Consider the following 16,662-nt stretch of genomic DNA (forward strand, 5'->3'; position numbering starts at 1 on the left):
CTTCCGGACCGCTCCAGGACGACCGTCAGCGAACCGTCAGCGGACCCGAAGCGGGTCGCGGGATCGTTCGATCAGTCGGCGGGAGGAACCGGTCGGCAGCACCACGGAGCACGAAGGAGCACCCTCATGAGCACGGACACCGCAGCCCGCCCGTCCCAGGCCACCGAGGCCACCGGCACGGACTCCCCGCTGTTCCGGCCCACCCGCCTCGGCACCCTGCCGCTGGCCAACCGCCTGGTGATGGCACCGATGACCCGCAACCGCGCGGGCGCCGACGGCGTACCGGACCCGATCATGGCCACGTACTACGCCCAGCGCGCGTCGGCCGGACTGATCATCGCGGAGGCCACCACCCCCAATGCGGTGGGCGCCACCTACCCCAACATCCCGGCGATCCACGACCAGTCGCACGTGGCCGGGTGGCGCCGCGTGACCGACGCCGTCCGGGCGGCGGGTGGGCAGATGTTCCTCCAGCTGCAGCACGGCGGCCGGGTCGGCCACCCCGAGACCAGCGGGCACCACCCGGTCGCCCCGTCGCCGGTGCCGCTGCCCGGCACGATCGTCACCCCGTCCGGCCACCGCGAGAATGTCGTGCCGCGCGAGATGACCGAGCAGGAGATCCGGGACACCGTGGCCGACTTCGCCGCCGCCGCGCGCCGGGCGGTGGCCGCCGGCTTCGCGGGCGTCGAGGTCCACGCCGCGAACGGGTACCTGCTCCACCAGTTCCTCTCCCGCCACACCAACCACCGCACCGACGGCTACGGCGGGTCGGTCGCCAACCGGATCCGGCTCACCGTCGAGGTGGTCCGCGCGGTCGCCGAGGCGATCGGCGCCGAACGGGTCGGCGTGCGGATCGCCCCCGGCGTCACCGCCAACTCCATGACGGAGGACGACGTCGACGAGGTCTACCCGGCGCTCCTCCACGCCCTCGACGACCTCCGTCCGGCCTATCTGCACGTCGTCTTCGCCGACCCGGACCAGCCGCTCTTCCGCACCCTGCGCGACGCCTGGTCCGGCCCGCTGATCGCGAACCCGGCCCTCCCCTGGCCCGGCCCCCTGCCCGCCGACGGCGGCCGGGCCGCCGCCGAGCGCCTGCTGGACGCGGGTGCCGACCTCGTCTCCCTCGGCCGCGCCTTCCTGGCCAACCCCGACCTGGTCACCCGGCTGCGGACCGGCGCACCGCTCAACCCGATCCGGGACGCACACCTGATGTACGTCGGCGGCGAGACCGGCTACACCGACTACCCGGCCCTCGGCTGACACCCGCCGGCGAGGCAACCGGCCGTGCGGGCCGGGTCACGCCCCTCCGTGGCCCGGCCTCCCCTCCTGGCCGTGCTCTTCCCCTCGCGCTCACCCCGGCGCATGCTGATGCCGGGCCGGACAACGGCGTCCCGCCCGCGGAGGGGGGCCGGCATGGACTACGAGAACCTGTTCGAACACATCAACCGCGCGGTCCGCCCCGTCCTGGCCGAGGGAACCGTCGCCCAGTACATCCCGGCTCTCGCCGCCGTCGACCCCCGCCGGTTCGGCCTCGCGATCGCGGACACCGCCACCCGCAAACCGTCACGCGGCACCGGGGACTGGCAGGTCCCGTTCTCCATCCAGTCCATCTCCAAAGTGTTCACCCTCGCCCTGGTCCTGGCCGCCGACGGCGACTCGCTGTGGACCCGGGTCGGGAAGGAGCCCTCCGGGTCACCCTTCAACTCCCTCGCCCAGCTGGAGCGGGAGAACGCGATCCCGCGCAACCCCTTCGTCAACGCCGGCGCGCTGGTGATCACCGACCGGCTGCTCACCCTCACCGGGGACTCCCGGGGAACCCTGCGCGAGTTCCTCCGCACCGAGAGCGGCAATCCCCGCATCGACTTCGACGCCCAGGTCGCCTGGAGCGAGAGCCACCACGGACACCGCAACGCGGCCCTCGCCCACCTGCTGGCCGACCACGGCCGCCTCGACAACCCCGTCCCGGACGTCCTCGACCACTACTTCTGGCAGTGCGCCCTCAGCATGAGCTGCCGGGACCTCGCCCTGGCCGCGGGGTTCCTGGCCCGGCACGGCCTACGGGCCGACGGCACCCGGCTGCTCACCCGCAGCGAGGCGAAGCGCGTCAACGCCGTCATGCTGATCGGCGGCACCTACGACGCCGCGGGCGAGTTCGCCCACCGCGTCGGCCTGCCCGCCAAGAGCGGCATCGGCGGGGGCATCCTGGCCGTCATCCCGGGGCGCGGAACGCTCTGCACCTGGGGTCCGGCTCTCGACGGCCACGGCAACTCGATCGCGGGCATCACCGCGCTCGACGCGCTCACCACCCACACCGGCTGGTCCATCTTCTGACCGGCGGTGCACGGGCGGACGGCTTCGCGAAGGGTCTCGCGCGGCCTGTCGGTGCGGCCCGTCGGTGCGGTCGGCGCGGGAGCCCGGCGGCGCAGCGCAGCAGGCCACGGTCGCCGTCCGGCCAGGACGGCGGCAGTGCGGGCAGCAGGCGCAGGATGCCGTTGTGGCTCTGCAGCAGGGTCTCGGCGATGGCGGCGGTGATGCCGAAGTTGCCGTCGATCTGGAAGAGCCGCGGAGGGTGCAGGTCGAGCAGGTTGGGCGCGATCGAGGTGGCGAGCAGACGCTCGACGGCGTGTCCGGCGAGCGGGCCGTCGCCCAGGCGGGCGGCGAGCGCGGCGACCCAGGCGAGGCTCCAGCCGGTGCCGCCTCCGCCGTGCTCCAGGGCGCGGGGGGCCGGGTCGAGGAAGGTGTCGTCGCCGAGCGGGTCGACGGCGCCGCCCGGGAGGCGCTCCACCGCACCCGCGGCGGCCCGTACGGGGCACCACCGGGGACGGGCACGCGATGGTCGTGGTCGAGCACGACTGACCCGGGCCCGGCCTCCGGCCCCCGCGCCCGTCGCCTCGGGTCCGGGGGGCGGTGCCCCGGCGTCGCAGCCCGGTCCCGGGTCAGCCGACGGGCAGCAGGGTCGGGTCCGCCATGATCCGACGGACCGTCGTCAGCGCCGCGCCCAGCAGCGGTCCGCGCCGCCCCAGGCCGGACGGACGCAGCGCCTCCGGGTCCCAGGGCCGCACGGTGACCCGGGCCGCCAACTCGGCGCGTACGGACGGGAGCAGCCAGTCGGCGAGCTCGGCGTAGGCGCCGCCGAGGACCAGACCGTCCGGATCGACGAGCTGCACGGCCGACGTGAGGGCGAGACCCAGGGCCCGCCCCGCGCGGTCCANCCTCCGGCCCCCGCGCCCGTCGCCTCGGGTCCGGGGGGCGGTGCCCCGGCGTCGCAGCCCGGTCCCGGGTCAGCCGACGGGCAGCAGGGTCGGGTCCGCCATGATCCGACGGACCGTCGTCAGCGCCGCGCCCAGCAGCGGTCCGCGCCGCCCCAGGCCGGACGGACGCAGCGCCTCCGGGTCCCAGGGCCGCACGGTGACCCGGGCCGCCAACTCGGCGCGTACGGACGGGAGCAGCCAGTCGGCGAGCTCGGCGTAGGCGCCGCCGAGGACCAGACCTGTCTCTTATACACATCTCAGATGTGTATAAGAGACAGGTGCTGAGCGGGACCGCCCGCGCCGGGCTGAGCGAGACCGGCCGCGCGCAGCACGGCCTCCTGGCCCGCGTACTGCTCCAGGCAGCCCCGGGCGCCGCAGACGCAGTCGGGGCCGTCCGGGTGGACGGGGATGTGGCCGAGTTCGCCGGCGAAGCCGCGGGCACCCCGGAACAGCCGCCCCTCGATCACCAGGGCGGCCCCGATGCCGGCTTCGGCCGAGACGTGCACGAAGGTCTCGGCCGGTTCGGCGTTCCAGAGCTCGGCCAGCGCGCCGAGGTCGGCCTCGTTCTCCGGCTCGGGCACGGTCTCCGGGTCGGGCCAGTGGTCGGCGAGCCGGACGCCGCACCAGCCGAGGTTGGGCGCGCGCTCCACCAGCCCGGCCGGTCCGTTCGGCACCACCCCGGGCACGGCCAGCACGCGGCCCTCGACCCGCAGCCCGAGGGCCTCGGCCTCGGCCTGCGCCTCGGCGGCCAGCGCGGCGGCCTCCGCGAGCACCTGCCCGGCGGGCCGGCCCGCGTTGGCCTGGTCCACCCTGCGCCACACCCGCGGCTCGCCACGCAGGTCCACCACGCAGGCGCCGAGGTGGGTGACGCCGATCTCCAGGCCGAGCCCCGCCGGGCCGTGGTCACTGACGGTCAGCGCCCGCCCGGGTCGGCCGACCCGCCCGCTGGCGGTGGCCGCCGCCTCGGTCAGCGCACCCCGGCCGATCAGCTCGTCGACCAGGGAGGAGACGGCCGCCCTGGTCAGCCCGACACGCCCGGCGACGTCCGCGCGGGAGAGCGGGCTGTGCTCGGCGGCCGCGCCGAGGACGAGCGCGAGGTTGCGCCGACGCATGTCCTGCAGCGAAGCGGGCCCGTTGTCCTGGCTCCTGATCGCACTGCCGACCGCCGTCACGCGCCGCTCCTCCTACCGGTCCCCGGCCGGCTCGCCCTGCAAAGCTCCGGCCCGACGCAGGGTATCGCTGATCCGTTCGAGCGCGTCGCCGTCCTTCGCCACGGGCTCCAGCGTCCGGCCCTCGGCCGCTCCCCCAGCGGCGTGCGACGGCGTCGGCCGACTCGCCGGTGAGCAGCGCGGCGGCCTGGGCGGCGGCACCCAGCGCGACCAGCTCCCGCGCCTCGGGCACCCGGACCGCCCGGCCCGAGAGGCGCAGCACGGTCCGCTGCCAGGCCCGGCCCCGGGCGCCGCCGCCGATCAGCAGCAGCGGCTCCTCGCCCGCCCGGTCCGTGCCGCCGGCGCGCAGCACGTCGTCCAGGGCGGTGAGCAGGGCATGGGCGGCGCCGTCGTAGGCGGCCTGGAGCAGCTGCCCCGGGGTGGTGTCGTGGCGCAGCCCGTGGACCAGACCGGAGGCACCGGGGAGGTCGGGGGTGCGCTCGCCGTCCAGGTAGGGCAGCACCACCACGGAGCCGCCGTGCTCGACCTCCTCGCGCCCGCGTCCGAGGAGCGCGGCGAAGCGGTCGACGGCGAGGGTGCAGTTCAGCGTGCAGGCGAGCGGCAGCCAGCCGCCGAGGGCGTCGGCGAAGCCCGCGACCGTTCCGCTCGGGTCCACCGGCCGGATCCGGCCGACGGCGTAGACCGTCCCGGAGGTGCCGAGGCTGAGCACGGGTTGCCCGGGCCGCAGGCCCAGGCCGAGGGCGGCGGCCATGTTGTCGCCGGTTCCGGCGGCGACCAGTGCCCCCTCGCGCAGTGCCGTCCCCGGGCGGACCGTGCCCGCCCGCGCGCCCGGCGCGAGGACCTGCGGCAGCAGGGCCTCGTCGAGGCCGATGCGGTGGAGGACGTCCTTGTCGTAGCCGTCCGGTCCCCACCAGCCGGTGCCCGAGGCGTCGCCGCGGTCGGTCACCGCCTCCCCGGTCAGCCGCTCGGTCAGGAAGTCGTGCGGGAGGCGGACTGCGGCCACGCGTTCGGCCGCAGCGGGCTCGTTGGCGCGCAGCCAGGCCCACTTGGGGGCGGTGAAGGCGGCGGTCGGCAGGCTGCCGGTGCGCCGGGCGATCTCCGCCGGACCGATCCCGGCCCGCAGCTCGGCGGCCTGGGGGGCGGACCGGACGTCGTTCCACAGCAGCGCCGGGCGGACCGGCTCGCCGGCCTCGTCCAGGGTGACCAGGCCGTGCTGCTGGCCGCCGATCGAGACGGCGGCCGCGCGTTCGGCCCAGCCCGTCCGCAGGACGGCCTCCTCGAACGCCCGCCACCACTGCTCGGGATCGCTCTCCCGGCCGGCTCCCTCGCTGACGGTGTGCGGGGCGCGGCCCTCGCCCAGGACCGTGCCCGAGTCGATGTCGACGGCGAGGGCCTTGGTGGCCTGGGTCGAGCTGTCGACGCCGATCACCACACGCTGTTCAGCCATGCGTTCCTCCGATGGGGTTCCTTCTGACGTCCCGGCATACTAATTTGTTGAGAGTCATGACAAACACCCCTCCGCACCGATCCGGAGCCGCTCCATGTCCAGCGACACCCTCTCCCCCACCCCCGCGCACAAGTTCACCTTCGGCCTGTGGACCGTCGGCTGGCAGGGGCGCGACCCCTTCGGCGACGCGACCCGCCCCGCCCTCGACCCGGTCGAGACCGTGCGGCGACTGGCCGAACTCGGCGCCTACGGCGTCACCTTCCACGACGACGACCTGATCCCCTTCGGCGCGGGCGACGCCACGCGCGAGCAGGCCGTCAAGCGCTTCCGCGCCGCACTGGACGACGCCGGGCTGAAGGTCCCGATGGCGACCACCAACCTCTTCACCCACCCGGTCTTCAAGGACGGCGCCTTCACCGCCAACGACCGCGACGTACGCCGCTACGCGCTGCGCAAGACGATCCGCAACATCGACCTGGCGGCCGAGCTCGGTGCCTCGGTCTACGTCGCCTGGGGCGGGCGCGAGGGCGCCGAGTCCGGCGCGGCCAAGGACGTGCGCACCGCGCTCGACCGGCTGAAGGAGGCCTTCGACCTGCTGGGCGAGTACGTCGAACAGCAGGGCTACGACCTGCGGTTCGCGATCGAGCCCAAGCCCAACGAGCCGCGCGGCGACATCCTGCTGCCCACGGTCGGCCACGCCCTGGCGTTCATCAACGCCCTGGAGCGCCCCGAGCGGGTCGGCGTCAACCCGGAGGTCGGCCACGAGCAGATGGCCGGCCTCAACTTCCCGCACGGCATCGCCCAGGCCCTGTGGCACGGCAAGCTGTTCCACATCGACCTCAACGGCCAGTCCGGCATCAAGTACGACCAGGACCTGCGCTTCGGCGCGGGAGACCTCCGGCAGGCCTTCTGGCTGGTCGACCTCCTGGAGTCGGCCGGCTACGACGGCCCGAAGCACTTCGACTTCAAGCCGCCGCGCACCGAGGACTCCGACGGGGTCTGGGCCTCCGCCGCCGGCTGCATGCGCAACTACCTGCTGCTGGCCGAGCGTTCCCGCGCCTTCCGGGCCGACCCCGAGGTGCGGGCCGCGCTCGCCGCCTCCCGCCTGCCCGAGCTCGCCCTCCCCACGGCGTCGGACGGGCTCACCGGACTGCTCGCGGACCCCTCCGCCTTCGAGGAGTTCGACGTCGAAGCAGCAGGAGTTCGACGTCGAAGCCGCCGCCCGCCGCGGCATGGCCTTCGAGCAGCTCGACCAGCTGTCCCTCGAACACCTCCTCGGCGCCCGCTGACGGTGCCACGGCCGGGCCGTGCGGATCGCACGGCCCGGCCCGGCTCGCTCCCGCTCCCGCGCCCGCTCAGGCCGGGCAGGGCAGCTCGGCCTCGTGGGTACCGGCCGGGCTGAGGTGCAGGGCGCCGTCCGGGCCGCCGATCCGCGGCTGCCACGGGTGCGGGCTGTCGGTGCTCACCCGCAGGTGGTCGCCGGTGCGGCGCAGGCGGAAGCGGGCGCTCTCGCGCGGGGTCACAGCCCCTGGGACAGGCGGTGGTAGGCCTGGTTCCAGCGCAGCTCCTTGGTGAACCGGCGGACGGTCGTGTCGTCGTCGATCACCAGGAGTTCCACCCCGAGCATCTCGGCGAGGTCGTCCAGTTCCTCGCTGCCGACCGCGCCGGAGAGCACGGTGTGGTGCGGCCCGCCGGCCGTCAGCCAGGCCTCGGCGGAGGTGTGCAGGTCCGGGCGCGGCGTCCAGACCGCGCGGGCGACAGGCAGGTTGGGCAGCGGCTCCGGTGCGGGGACGACATCGATCTCGTTGGCCACCAGCCGGAAGCGGTCGCCCAGGTCCGCGAGGCCCACCACCACGGCCGGACCGGGCTCGGCGTCGAAGACCAGGCGGACCGGGTCCTCCCGCCCGCCGATGGCGAGCGGGTGGATCTCGCAGGAGGGGGTACCGGCGGCGATGCTCGGGCAGACCTCCAGCATGTGCGCGCCGAGGATCAGCTCGCTGCCGAACTCCAGGTGGTAGGTGTAGTCCTCCATGAAGGAGGTGCCGCCGGGAAGCCCGGCGGCGGTGACCTTGAGGGTGCGCAGCAGGGCGGCGGTCTTCCAGTCGCCCTCGCCGCCGAATCCGTAGCCGTCGGCCATCAGCCGCTGCACCGCGAGGCCGGGCAGCTGGCGCAGACCGCCGAGGTCCTCGAAGTTGGTGGTGAAGGCCTTGAAGCCACCCTGTTCGAGGAAGCCTCGGAGGCCGAGCTCGATGCGTGCCGCGTACCGCAACGACGCATGACGCTCCGCTCCGGTCCGCAGCGCGGGCGCGAGGCGGTAGCTGTCCTCGTACTCCTCGACCAGCTCGGTGACGTCCGCCTCGTCCGCCGCGTCCACCGCGGCGACCAGGTCGTTGACGCCGTAGGTGTTGACGGAGACCCCGAAGCGGAGCTGGGCCTCGACCTTGTCGCCCTCGGTGACGGCGACGTCGCGCATGTTGTCGCCGAAGCGGGCGAGCTTCAGGTCGCTCAGTTCGGCGCGGCCGGCGGCGGCGCGCGCCCAGGTGCCGATCCGGGCGGCCACGGACGGGTCGGCGGCGTGTCCGGCGACGGTCTTGCGGGCGATGCCGAGGCGCGACTGGATGTAGCCGAACTCGCGGTCGCCGTGGGCCGCCTGGTTCAGGTTCATGAAGTCCATGTCGATGGAGCTCCACGGCAGGTCGACGTTGGCCTGGGTGTGCAGGTGGAGCAACGGCTTGCGCAGCGCGTCCAGGCCGGCGATCCACATCTTCGCCGGGGAGAAGGTGTGCATCCAGGCGATCAGCCCGAGGCAGTCGTCCGCGGCGTTGGCGTCCAGGCAGATCCGGCGGATGGCACTCGCGTCGGTGAGGACGGGCTTCCAGACGATCTCGACCGGTACGGCGCAGTCACGGTCCAGGGTTTCGGCGATCCGCCGGGACTGCTCGGCCACCTGGCGCAGCGTGTCCTCGCCGTAGAGACCCTGGCTGCCGGTCAGGAACCAGACCTGACGGCCCTCCAGTGGCTTCTTCATGGGGTGGCTCCTCACCGGGCCTGGGGCTGGCCGTAGACGTTCTGGTAACGGAAGTTGAGACTGTCGATGTCCGCCTGCGCGATCGGCAGGGGCTCACCGAGCTGACGGGACAGGTGGACGGTGCGGGCCACGTCCTCGCACATCACGGCGGCCTTCACGGCGGCCCGGGCGTCCTTGCCGATGGTGAAGACACCGTGGTTCTGCATCAGGACGGCCGGTGAGCGGTGGCCCGTGAGAGTGTCGACGATGCCCCGGCCGATGGAGTCGTCGCCGATCAGCGCGAACGGGCCGACCGGGATCTCGGCGCCGAACTCGTCGGCCATCGCGGTGAGGACGCAGGGGACGGCCTCACCGCGGGCGGCCCAGGCACAGGCATAGGTGGAGTGGGTGTGCACCACTCCCCCGACCTCGGGCAGGTGGCGGTAGACGTAGGCGTGCGCGGCGGTGTCGGAGGAGGGCGCGTGGTCGCCCTCGACGACGTTCCCGTCGAGGTCGCAGAGGATCATCTTCTGGGGCGACAACTCCTCGTAGGAGACGCCGCTCGGCTTGATGACGAGCAGGTCCTCGCCGGGGACGCGGGCGGAGACGTTGCCCGCCGTCCACACCACCAGGTCGTAGCGGACGAGTTCCTGGTGGAGGTCGCTGACCTGCCGGCGGATCAGGTCGACGGTCGTGGTCACGATGCCTCGCTCGGTGCGGTGAGGGCGGCGTTGCGGATGTCGCGCAGACGGTGCAGGAGCTTGTCGGCGCCGCGGCCGAAGTGGTCGTGCAGGGCCCGGTACTCGGCGAACAGCCGGTCGTAGGTGTCGGCGGCGGCCCGGTCCGGCCGGTAGGCATCGCGGTGCACCCGGCCCATGGCGGCTGCCGCGGTCCGGACGTCCGGGTGGGCCCCGGCGGCGACGGCGGCGTGGATGGCCGAGCCCAGCGCCGGGCCCTGCTCGGACTCGGCGACCGAGACCGGTCGGCGCAGCACGTCGGCGTAGATCTGCATCAGCAGGGCGTTCTTCTTCAGCCCACCGGTGACGATGAACTCGGTGACGGGAACGCCGCCCTGCTCCAGCGCCTCGACGATGACCCTGGTGCCGAAGGCCGTGGCCTCCAGCAGGGCCCGGTAGATCTCCTCGGGGCGGGTGGCGAGGGTGAGGCCGGCGATGACGCCGGACAGGTGGTGGTCGACCAGGGTGGAGCGGTTGCCGTTCATCCAGTCGAGCGACACCAGGCCGTGGGCGCCCACGGGTTGGGCGGCGGCCTTGCGGGTGAGCAGCCCGTGCAGGTCCTCGCCGTTCGCCTCGGCCTCGGCCAGGTAGTCGGCGGGGACGCCCTGGCGCAGCCACCAGGCGAAGATGTCGCCGACGGCGCTCTGGCCGGCCTCGTAGCCGTACGCGCCGTCGACGATGCCGCCGTCGACGACGCCGCAGATGCCGGGGACCTCGGCGAGCACGGCGCCGTTGACCACGTGGCAGGTGGAGGTGCCCATGATGGCGAGGAGCCGGCCGTTGTCGACGGCCCGGGCGGCCGGTGCGGCGACGTGCGCGTCGACGTTGCCGGCGGCCACCGCGATGCCCTCCGGCAGGCCGGTCCGGGCGGCGGCCTCGGCGGTCAGTGAGCCGACCCGGGAGCCGAGCGGGGCGAGCGGGTGCTCCAGGCGGGTGCGGGCGAAGTCGGCGAACTCCGGGTGGAGCGCCGCGAGGTAGTCCTCGGTCGGGTAGGCGCCGTCCTGGTGGATGCCCTTGTAGCCGGCGGTGCAGGCGTTGCGGGACTCGGCGCCGGTGAGCTGCCAGACGATCCAGTCGGCGGCCTCGATCCAGCGCTCGCAGGCCGCGTAGACAGCCGGATCCTCCTCCAGGACCTGGAGCGCCTTGGCGTACTGCCACTCGGCGGAGATCCGCCCGCCGTAGCGCGCGATCCACTTCTCGCCGCGGGCGTGGGCCAGGGCGTTGATCCGGTCCGCCTGGGGCTGCGCCGCGTGGTGCTTCCACAGCTTGGGCCAGGCGTGCGGCCGGGACGACCAGGCGGTCGTCTCGGCCAGCGGGGTGCCGTCGGCGCGCACCGGCAGGACGGTGCAGGCGGTGAAGTCGGTGGCGATACCGATGACCCGGGCGGGATCGACGCCGGCGGCGGCGAGCGCTGCCGGGACGGCCACGCTCAGCACCTCGCGCCAGTCCGCCGGGTGCTGGAGCGCCCAGTCCGGCGGGAGCGGCCGGCCGGTGCCGGGGAGTTCGCGCTCGATCACGGCGTGCGGGTAGTCGTGGACGGCGGTGCCCAGCTCCTCGCCGTCCCGGACCCGGACCACCACGGCGCGGCCGGAGAGGGTGCCGAAGTCGACGCCGATGACGTACCGGTCGGTGTCGTGGGCGGCAGGGGTCACTGTCACTTGCTTCTCCCTCAAGAATGGCGGAACGCGAAGCCGTCGGCCGGGCACACGGAAGCGGGATTCGGTGGCCCGGCCGACGGAGCGGGAAGGGCGTCCTGGTAACGCTCACATTGATTGTTAGCGCTCACAATCACCATGTCAAGACAACTGCGCGGGGCCCGGACCGGGCGGAACCCGGCCCGGGCCCCAGGGATCCCGCGGAGCGACTACCGGCTCAACGGCGGACGGCCGGTCCCGCGCTGCGCCGCAGCACCATCTCCGGGGAGATCCGCACATGGGCACTGGCGTGCGCCACGCCCGCCAGCTCCTCGACGAGCAGTTCCAGGGCCCTGCGGCCGAGTTCGCCGAAATCCTGCCGCACCGTGGTCAGCGGCGGGATGAAGTAGGCGGCCTCCGGGATGTCGTCGAAGCCGACCACACTGATGTCCCCCGGCACCGACCGGCCGAGCTCGTGCAGGGCGCGCAGCACCCCGAGGGCCATGTGGTCGTTGGCACAGAAGACCGCCGTGACGTCACGCAGTTCGGCCATCCGCAGCCCCGCCTGGTAGCCCGAGCGGGCACTCCAGTCACCGCGCTCCACCACCGGCACCGGCGCGCCGGCCGACTCCAGTGTCCGGCGCCAGCCGTCCTCACGGTCCTGGCTCTCCAGCCAGTTGGCCGGTCCCGCCAGGTGGTGCACGGTCCGGTGCCCCAGGTCGAGCAGGTACCCGGTGGCCGCCTCGGCGCCCGCGCGGTTGCCCACCGACACCATCGGCACCTGGGTCTGGTTGCCCGAACCGACCGCGACCAGCGGCACGGAGCTGGAGAGCCTGGCGACCGCGCTGACGGCGGAGATCTGCGGCGCGATCACGACGACGCCTTCCACCCCCTGGTCGCGCAGCCTGTCGACGGCCTCCTGGACCGAACGGCCGTCCAGGGAGCGCAGGCTCGTCACGCTGACGAAGTACCCGGCGCTGCGCGCGGCCCGCTCGATGCCGTCCAGCATCGACGCGGGGCCGTACAGGGTGGAGTCGAAGCTCACCACCCCGAGGGTCTGCGAGCGCCGGGTGACCAGCGCGCGGGCGGCGGAGTTGGGCCGGTAGTCCAGCTCCCGTATGGCCGCCAGCACCCGGTCCCGGGTGTCGGGCCGGACGTGCGGGGCTCCGTTGAGCACCCGGGAGACCGTCTGGTGGGACACCCCCGCCAGCTTCGCCACGTCCGCCATCACGGGCTGGCGATGCTCCGCCCCAGTGCTCTCGGTTCCCACGCGCAGTCCCCATCCTCGGCTGGGACCACAGTACGCGACCAGGTCCAGGCCAATCCGTCACCCTCGGTTCCAACCAGCGGTTTCTCTTGATACCAGCACTTCGGGCCGGCGGCGGGCGCCGGTTCCGCCGAGTTCTCCCTCCCGCCCCTTCCACGGCGGCGAGGACCCGGACCACCGGCACCGCGACGGGGCCACGGGGCCACGGGGCCGCCCTGCCGCGAGGAAGGGGTACGTCACCGCTCGGCCCGGACATCTCCCCATGGTTCGCCGATTCTTCACACCGGAGCCACCAGGGCCTTCCCGCTCCGGTGGTGCGCAACCGGGGCCGGACCAGCACTCGGTGCCCCGGAGGGTCCGACGGTGCTCCCACGCCTCTTGACGCCGCTCTTGTGAGCGTTAACACTCATGTCACGCCAGGCCAGGGCCATCCCGGTCCCACCGCTCCACAGCGCGGGGGGCCGAGAGCGGCCGACGACCCCGACCGACCGCTCCCGGTCGCCCGCCAGGGTCGCTCTGCGCCGGTCGCGGAACATCATCACTGGAGGAACTGTGCGGAAGCTTTCAGCTGGCCTCGTCGCGGTGGGCCTGTCGCTCTCGCTGGCGGCCTGCGGCCAGAGCGCCAACGGCGCCGGCGACGGGTCGGCCAAGGGCGACGCCAAGGGCGGACTGGTCGGCATCGCGATGCCCACCAAATCCTCGGAGCGCTGGATCAACGACGGCACCAACATGGTCAAGGAGTTCCAGGCCAAGGGCTACCGGACCGACCTCCAGTACGGCGACAACGTCGTGGAGAACCAGGTCTCCCAGGTCGAGAACATGATCACCAAGGGGGCCAGACTCCTGGTGATCGCCGCCATCGACGGCTCCTCGCTCACCAATGTGCTGCAGCGTGCCGCCGACGCGCACATCCCCGTCATCTCCTACGACCGCCTGATCCGCGGCACCGGGAACGTCGACTACTACGCGACCTTCGACAACTACAAGGTCGGTGTCCTGCAAGGCAGTTACATCGTCGACAAGCTCGGCCTCAAGGACGGCAGGGGCCCGTTCAACATCGAGCTGTTCGCCGGCTCGCCGGACGACAACAACGCCACCTTCTTCTTCAACGGCGCGATGAGCGTGCTCAAGCCGTACCTCGACGAGAAGAAGCTGGTCGTGCAGAGCGGCCAGACCGCCTTCAACCAGGCCGCCACGCTGCGCTGGGACGGCGGCCTCGCCCAGTCCCGGATGGACAACCTGCTGAGCAAGTCCTACACCGCCGCCCGGGTCGACGCCGTGCTCTCGCCCTACGACGGCATCTCGATCGGCATCATCTCCTCGCTCAAGGGCGTCGGCTACGGCTCCGGCAAGTCACTGCCGGTCGTCACCGGCCAGGACGGCGAGCTGGCCTCGGTGAAGTCGATCATCGCCGGCGAGCAGACCCAGACCGTCTACAAGGACACCCGCCAGCTGGCCAAGGCCGCCGTCCAGATGGGCGACGCACTGCTGACCGGCGGCAAGCCCGAGGTCAACGACACCACCCAGTACGACAACGGTGCCAAGACCGTCCCGGCCCAGTTGCTCCAGCCGGTCAGCGTCGACAAGGACAACTACCAGAAGGTCCTGGTCGACAGCGGCCAGTACACCGCCGACCAGCTCAAGTAGCCCCCGGGGTCCGGCCGACGGGCCCGGAGCCCAACCGGCGGTGCGGTGCCCGGCAGACCCGGCCGGACCGCACCGCCCCGAACGATACGGAAGCACACCCATGGCCCGACCCGTGCTGGAGATGCGGTCGATCAGCAAGACCTTCCCCGGCGTCAAGGCCCTCTCCGAGGTCAACCTCACGGTCGCCGCCGGCGAGGTGCACGCCGTCTGCGGTGAGAACGGCGCCGGCAAGTCCACCCTGATGAAGGTGCTCAGCGGCGTGTACCCGCACGGCAGCTACGAGGGCGAGATCCACTTCGAGGGCGAACCCTGCCGGTTCAAGGACATCCGGGCCAGCGAGCAGCGCGGCATCGCCATCATCCACCAGGAGCTCGCGCTGGTGCCGTACCTGTCCATCGCCGAGAACGTCTTCCTCGGCAACGAGCACGCCAGGCGGGGCGTCATCGACTGGCACCGGACACTGACCCACGCCGCCGATCTGCTGCGCCAGGTCGGCCTCGACGAGAGCCCGCACACCCGGATCGCCGACCTCGGCGTGGGCAAGCAGCAGCTGGTCGAGATCGCCAAGGCGCTCGCCAAGGACGTCAAACTGCTCATCCTGGACGAGCCGACGGCGGCCCTGAACGACGAGGACAGCCGCAAACTCCTCGACCTGATCCTCGACCTCAAGGCCCGGGGCATCTCCTGCATCATCATCTCGCACAAGCTGAACGAGATCACCCGGGTCGCCGACGCGGTCACCGTCCTGCGCGACGGGCGGACCATCGAGACCATCGCGATCGGTCCCGAGGGCATCTCCGAGGACCGGATCATCCGCGGCATGGTCGGCCGCGACCTCGAACACCGCTACCCCGAGCGTTCCCCGGAGATCGGCGAGGTCGCCCTCGAAATCGAGGACTGGAGCGTCCGGCACCCGATCGACCACCAGCGCACCGTGGTGGACGGCGCCTCGCTGACCGTGCGCCGCGGCGAGATCGTCGGCATCGCCGGCCTGATGGGCGCCGGCCGCACCGAGCTGGCCATGAGTGTCTTCGGCCGCTCGTACGGGCAGTGGACCGGCGGCCGGGTCCGGCTGCACGGCCGGGAGATCCGCACCGGGACGGTGCCGGAAGCGATCGGCCACGGCCTCGCCTACGTCACCGAGGACCGCAAGCAGCTCGGCCTCAACCTCATCGACGACATCAGCCGGAACATCTCGCTCAGCGCCCTCGGCAAGGTCGCCCGCCGGGGCTGGGTCGACGAGCACGCCGAGACCCGGGTCGCCGAGTCCTTCCGGAAGACCATGAACATCAAGGCTCCGTCGGTGTTCACCCGGACCGGCACCCTCAGCGGCGGCAACCAGCAGAAGGTCGTCCTCAGCAAGTGGATCTTCGCCGAGCCCGAGGTGCTGATCCTCGACGAACCCACCCGGGGCATCGACATCGGCGACCGTCATCGCCGAACTCGCCGCCCAGGGCAAGGCCGTTCTCGTCATCTCCTCCGAACTCCCCGAACTCCTGGGCCTGTGCGACCGGATCTACACCATGGCCGAGGGCCGGATCACCGGTGAGGTGCTCCGCGCCGACGCCACCCAGGAATCCCTCATGCGGCTCATGACCATGAGCGCGGCACGACCCGACAAGCAGGTGTGAGGCATGGCCCAGATCCAGACCACCCCAGAGACCGCGCCCGACGCGCGGACCGGCCCACGCCCGTCCGCCGCCGACGCCGTGGTCCGCGCGCTGCGCGGCAACATGCGCCAGTACGGCATGCTGGTCGCGCTCGCCCTGATCGTCCTGCTGTTCCAGATCTGGACCGACGGCATCCTGCTCCAGCCGCTCAACATCACCAACCTGATCCAGCAGAACGGCTACATCCTCATCCTGGCCATCGGCATGATGATCGTCATCATCGCCGGCCACATCGACCTCTCGGTCGGCTCGCTCGCCGCCTTCGTCGGCGCGGCCGCCGCGGTGATGATGGTCAAGCACCACCTCCCCTGGCCCGTGGCCCTGGTGGCCGCGCTGCTGATCGGCGCGGCGGCCGGCGCCTGGCAGGGCTTCTGGATCGCCCACCTCGGCATTCCCTCGTTCATCGTCACCCTGGCCGGCATGCTGCTCTTCCGCGGCGGTACCCAGATCCTGCTCCAGGGCCAGTCGGTGGCGCCGTTCCCCAAGGGCTTCCAGAACATCAGCAGCGGCTTCCTCCCCGAGGTCGGCCCGCACACGAACTACCACAACCTCACCCTGCTGCTGGGCCTCGCGGTGCTGGCCGTCGCCGTCCTCCAGGAGCTGCGCGGACGGCGCCGGGCCACCTCGTACGGGCTGGAACCGCTCCCCACCGGGCTGTTCCTGGCGAAGCTCGGCGCGATCGCGGCCGCGGTGGTGACCTTCACGCTGCTGCTGGCCAGTTACCACGGCGCCCCGGTCGTCCTGCTGATCCTCGGCGCCCTGCTGGTCGGCTTCGGCTACCTGATGCGCAACTCGATCCTCGGCCGGCACACCTACGCGATCGGCGGCAACGA

General features: G+C 72.9%; 13 protein-coding genes and 3 pseudogenes. 6 read left to right on the forward strand and 10 right to left on the reverse strand.

All coding sequences use genetic code 11. The annotated features are described in order from the left end of the window. Window positions 1–126 precede the first annotated feature (126 nt). Both VR45_RS27090 and VR45_RS27095 read left to right on the forward strand, forming a co-directional pair. The gene (locus VR45_RS27090; protein WP_045942462.1) at window positions 127–1,260 is read left to right on the forward strand and encodes an alkene reductase; all 1,134 of its coding nucleotides are present in this window, start codon (window positions 127–129) and stop codon (window positions 1,258–1,260) included. A gap of 153 nt (window positions 1,261–1,413) precedes the next feature. Further along, window positions 1,414–2,331 carry a glutaminase gene (locus VR45_RS27095; protein ID WP_045942463.1) on the forward strand — a complete coding sequence of 306 codons (918 nt, stop codon included), beginning with the start codon at window positions 1,414–1,416 and terminating at the stop codon, window positions 2,329–2,331. Here VR45_RS27095 and VR45_RS49045 read toward each other — a convergent pair. The 5 genes and pseudogenes from VR45_RS49045 to xylB all read right to left on the reverse strand — a co-directional run bounded on the left by VR45_RS49045 (window position 2,300) and on the right by xylB (window position 5,867). Then, complete coding sequence (locus VR45_RS49045) at window positions 2,300–2,785, reverse strand: hypothetical protein (RefSeq protein WP_045942464.1); 486 nt, start codon at window positions 2,783–2,785, stop codon at window positions 2,300–2,302. The two genes, VR45_RS27095 and VR45_RS49045, sit on opposite strands and share 32 nt — an antisense overlap. Window positions 2,786–2,936: 151 nt before the next feature. Next, complete coding sequence (locus VR45_RS27105) at window positions 2,937–3,269, reverse strand: ROK family protein (RefSeq protein ID WP_107084279.1); 333 nt, start codon at window positions 3,267–3,269, stop codon at window positions 2,937–2,939. A 12-nt stretch (window positions 3,270–3,281) separates the two neighbouring features. Continuing rightward, a complete protein-coding gene (locus VR45_RS49050; RefSeq protein WP_234326203.1) occupies window positions 3,282–3,425 on the reverse strand; it encodes a hypothetical protein in 144 nt (47 codons plus the stop codon). Between the two features lie 83 nt (window positions 3,426–3,508). Next, window positions 3,509–4,363 (reverse strand): ROK family transcriptional regulator, encoded by an 855-nt coding sequence (locus VR45_RS27110; protein WP_234326207.1) that lies wholly within the window; start codon window positions 4,361–4,363, stop codon window positions 3,509–3,511. 72 nt (window positions 4,364–4,435) lie between these two features. Further along, window positions 4,436–5,867, reverse strand: a pseudogene (gene xylB / locus VR45_RS27115) (xylulokinase). A gap of 94 nt (window positions 5,868–5,961) precedes the next feature. Here xylB and xylA point away from each other — a divergent pair. Continuing rightward, window positions 5,962–7,156 (forward strand): annotated as a pseudogene (xylA, locus tag VR45_RS27120) (xylose isomerase). A 66-nt stretch (window positions 7,157–7,222) separates the two neighbouring features. Here the strand turns inward: xylA and VR45_RS47245 are convergent. The 5 genes from VR45_RS47245 to VR45_RS27140 form a co-directional block, all read right to left on the reverse strand. After that, complete coding sequence (locus VR45_RS47245) at window positions 7,223–7,390, reverse strand: hypothetical protein (RefSeq protein WP_159394373.1); 168 nt, start codon at window positions 7,388–7,390, stop codon at window positions 7,223–7,225. Next, window positions 7,387–8,895 (reverse strand): L-arabinose isomerase, encoded by a 1,509-nt coding sequence (gene araA / locus VR45_RS27125; RefSeq protein ID WP_045942466.1) that lies wholly within the window; start codon window positions 8,893–8,895, stop codon window positions 7,387–7,389. The genes VR45_RS47245 and araA overlap by 4 nt, the downstream gene beginning before the upstream one ends. An 11-nt stretch (window positions 8,896–8,906) precedes the next feature. Further along, complete coding sequence (locus VR45_RS27130) at window positions 8,907–9,575, reverse strand: L-ribulose-5-phosphate 4-epimerase (RefSeq protein ID WP_045942467.1); 669 nt, start codon at window positions 9,573–9,575, stop codon at window positions 8,907–8,909. Then, window positions 9,572–11,269: a ribulokinase gene (locus VR45_RS27135; RefSeq protein WP_045942468.1), complete on the reverse strand. Its 1,698-nt coding sequence runs from the start codon at window positions 11,267–11,269 to the stop codon at window positions 9,572–9,574. Before VR45_RS27135 ends, VR45_RS27130 begins: the two co-directional genes overlap by 4 nt. Window positions 11,270–11,483: 214 nt before the next feature. Continuing rightward, entirely contained in the window at window positions 11,484–12,473 is a 990-nt protein-coding gene (locus VR45_RS27140; protein ID WP_045942469.1) for a LacI family DNA-binding transcriptional regulator, read from the reverse strand. A gap of 591 nt (window positions 12,474–13,064) precedes the next feature. Here VR45_RS27140 and chvE point away from each other — a divergent pair. The 3 genes and pseudogenes from chvE to VR45_RS27155 form a co-directional block, all read left to right on the forward strand. Continuing rightward, a complete protein-coding gene (gene chvE, locus VR45_RS27145; protein ID WP_045942470.1) occupies window positions 13,065–14,159 on the forward strand; it encodes a multiple monosaccharide ABC transporter substrate-binding protein in 1,095 nt (364 codons plus the stop codon). A gap of 100 nt (window positions 14,160–14,259) precedes the next feature. Then, window positions 14,260–15,790 (forward strand): annotated as a pseudogene (gene mmsA / locus VR45_RS27150) (multiple monosaccharide ABC transporter ATP-binding protein). Between the two features lie 3 nt (window positions 15,791–15,793). Beyond that, window positions 15,794–16,662, forward strand: an 869-nt coding sequence (locus VR45_RS27155; protein WP_199926006.1) for a sugar ABC transporter permease, incomplete at its 3' end; no start/stop codon positions are given.

Origin of the sequence: Streptomyces sp. NRRL S-495, from assembly GCF_000966955.1 — a bacterium.
In the GTDB taxonomy this organism is placed as follows: domain Bacteria; phylum Actinomycetota; class Actinomycetes; order Streptomycetales; family Streptomycetaceae; genus Kitasatospora; species Kitasatospora purpeofusca.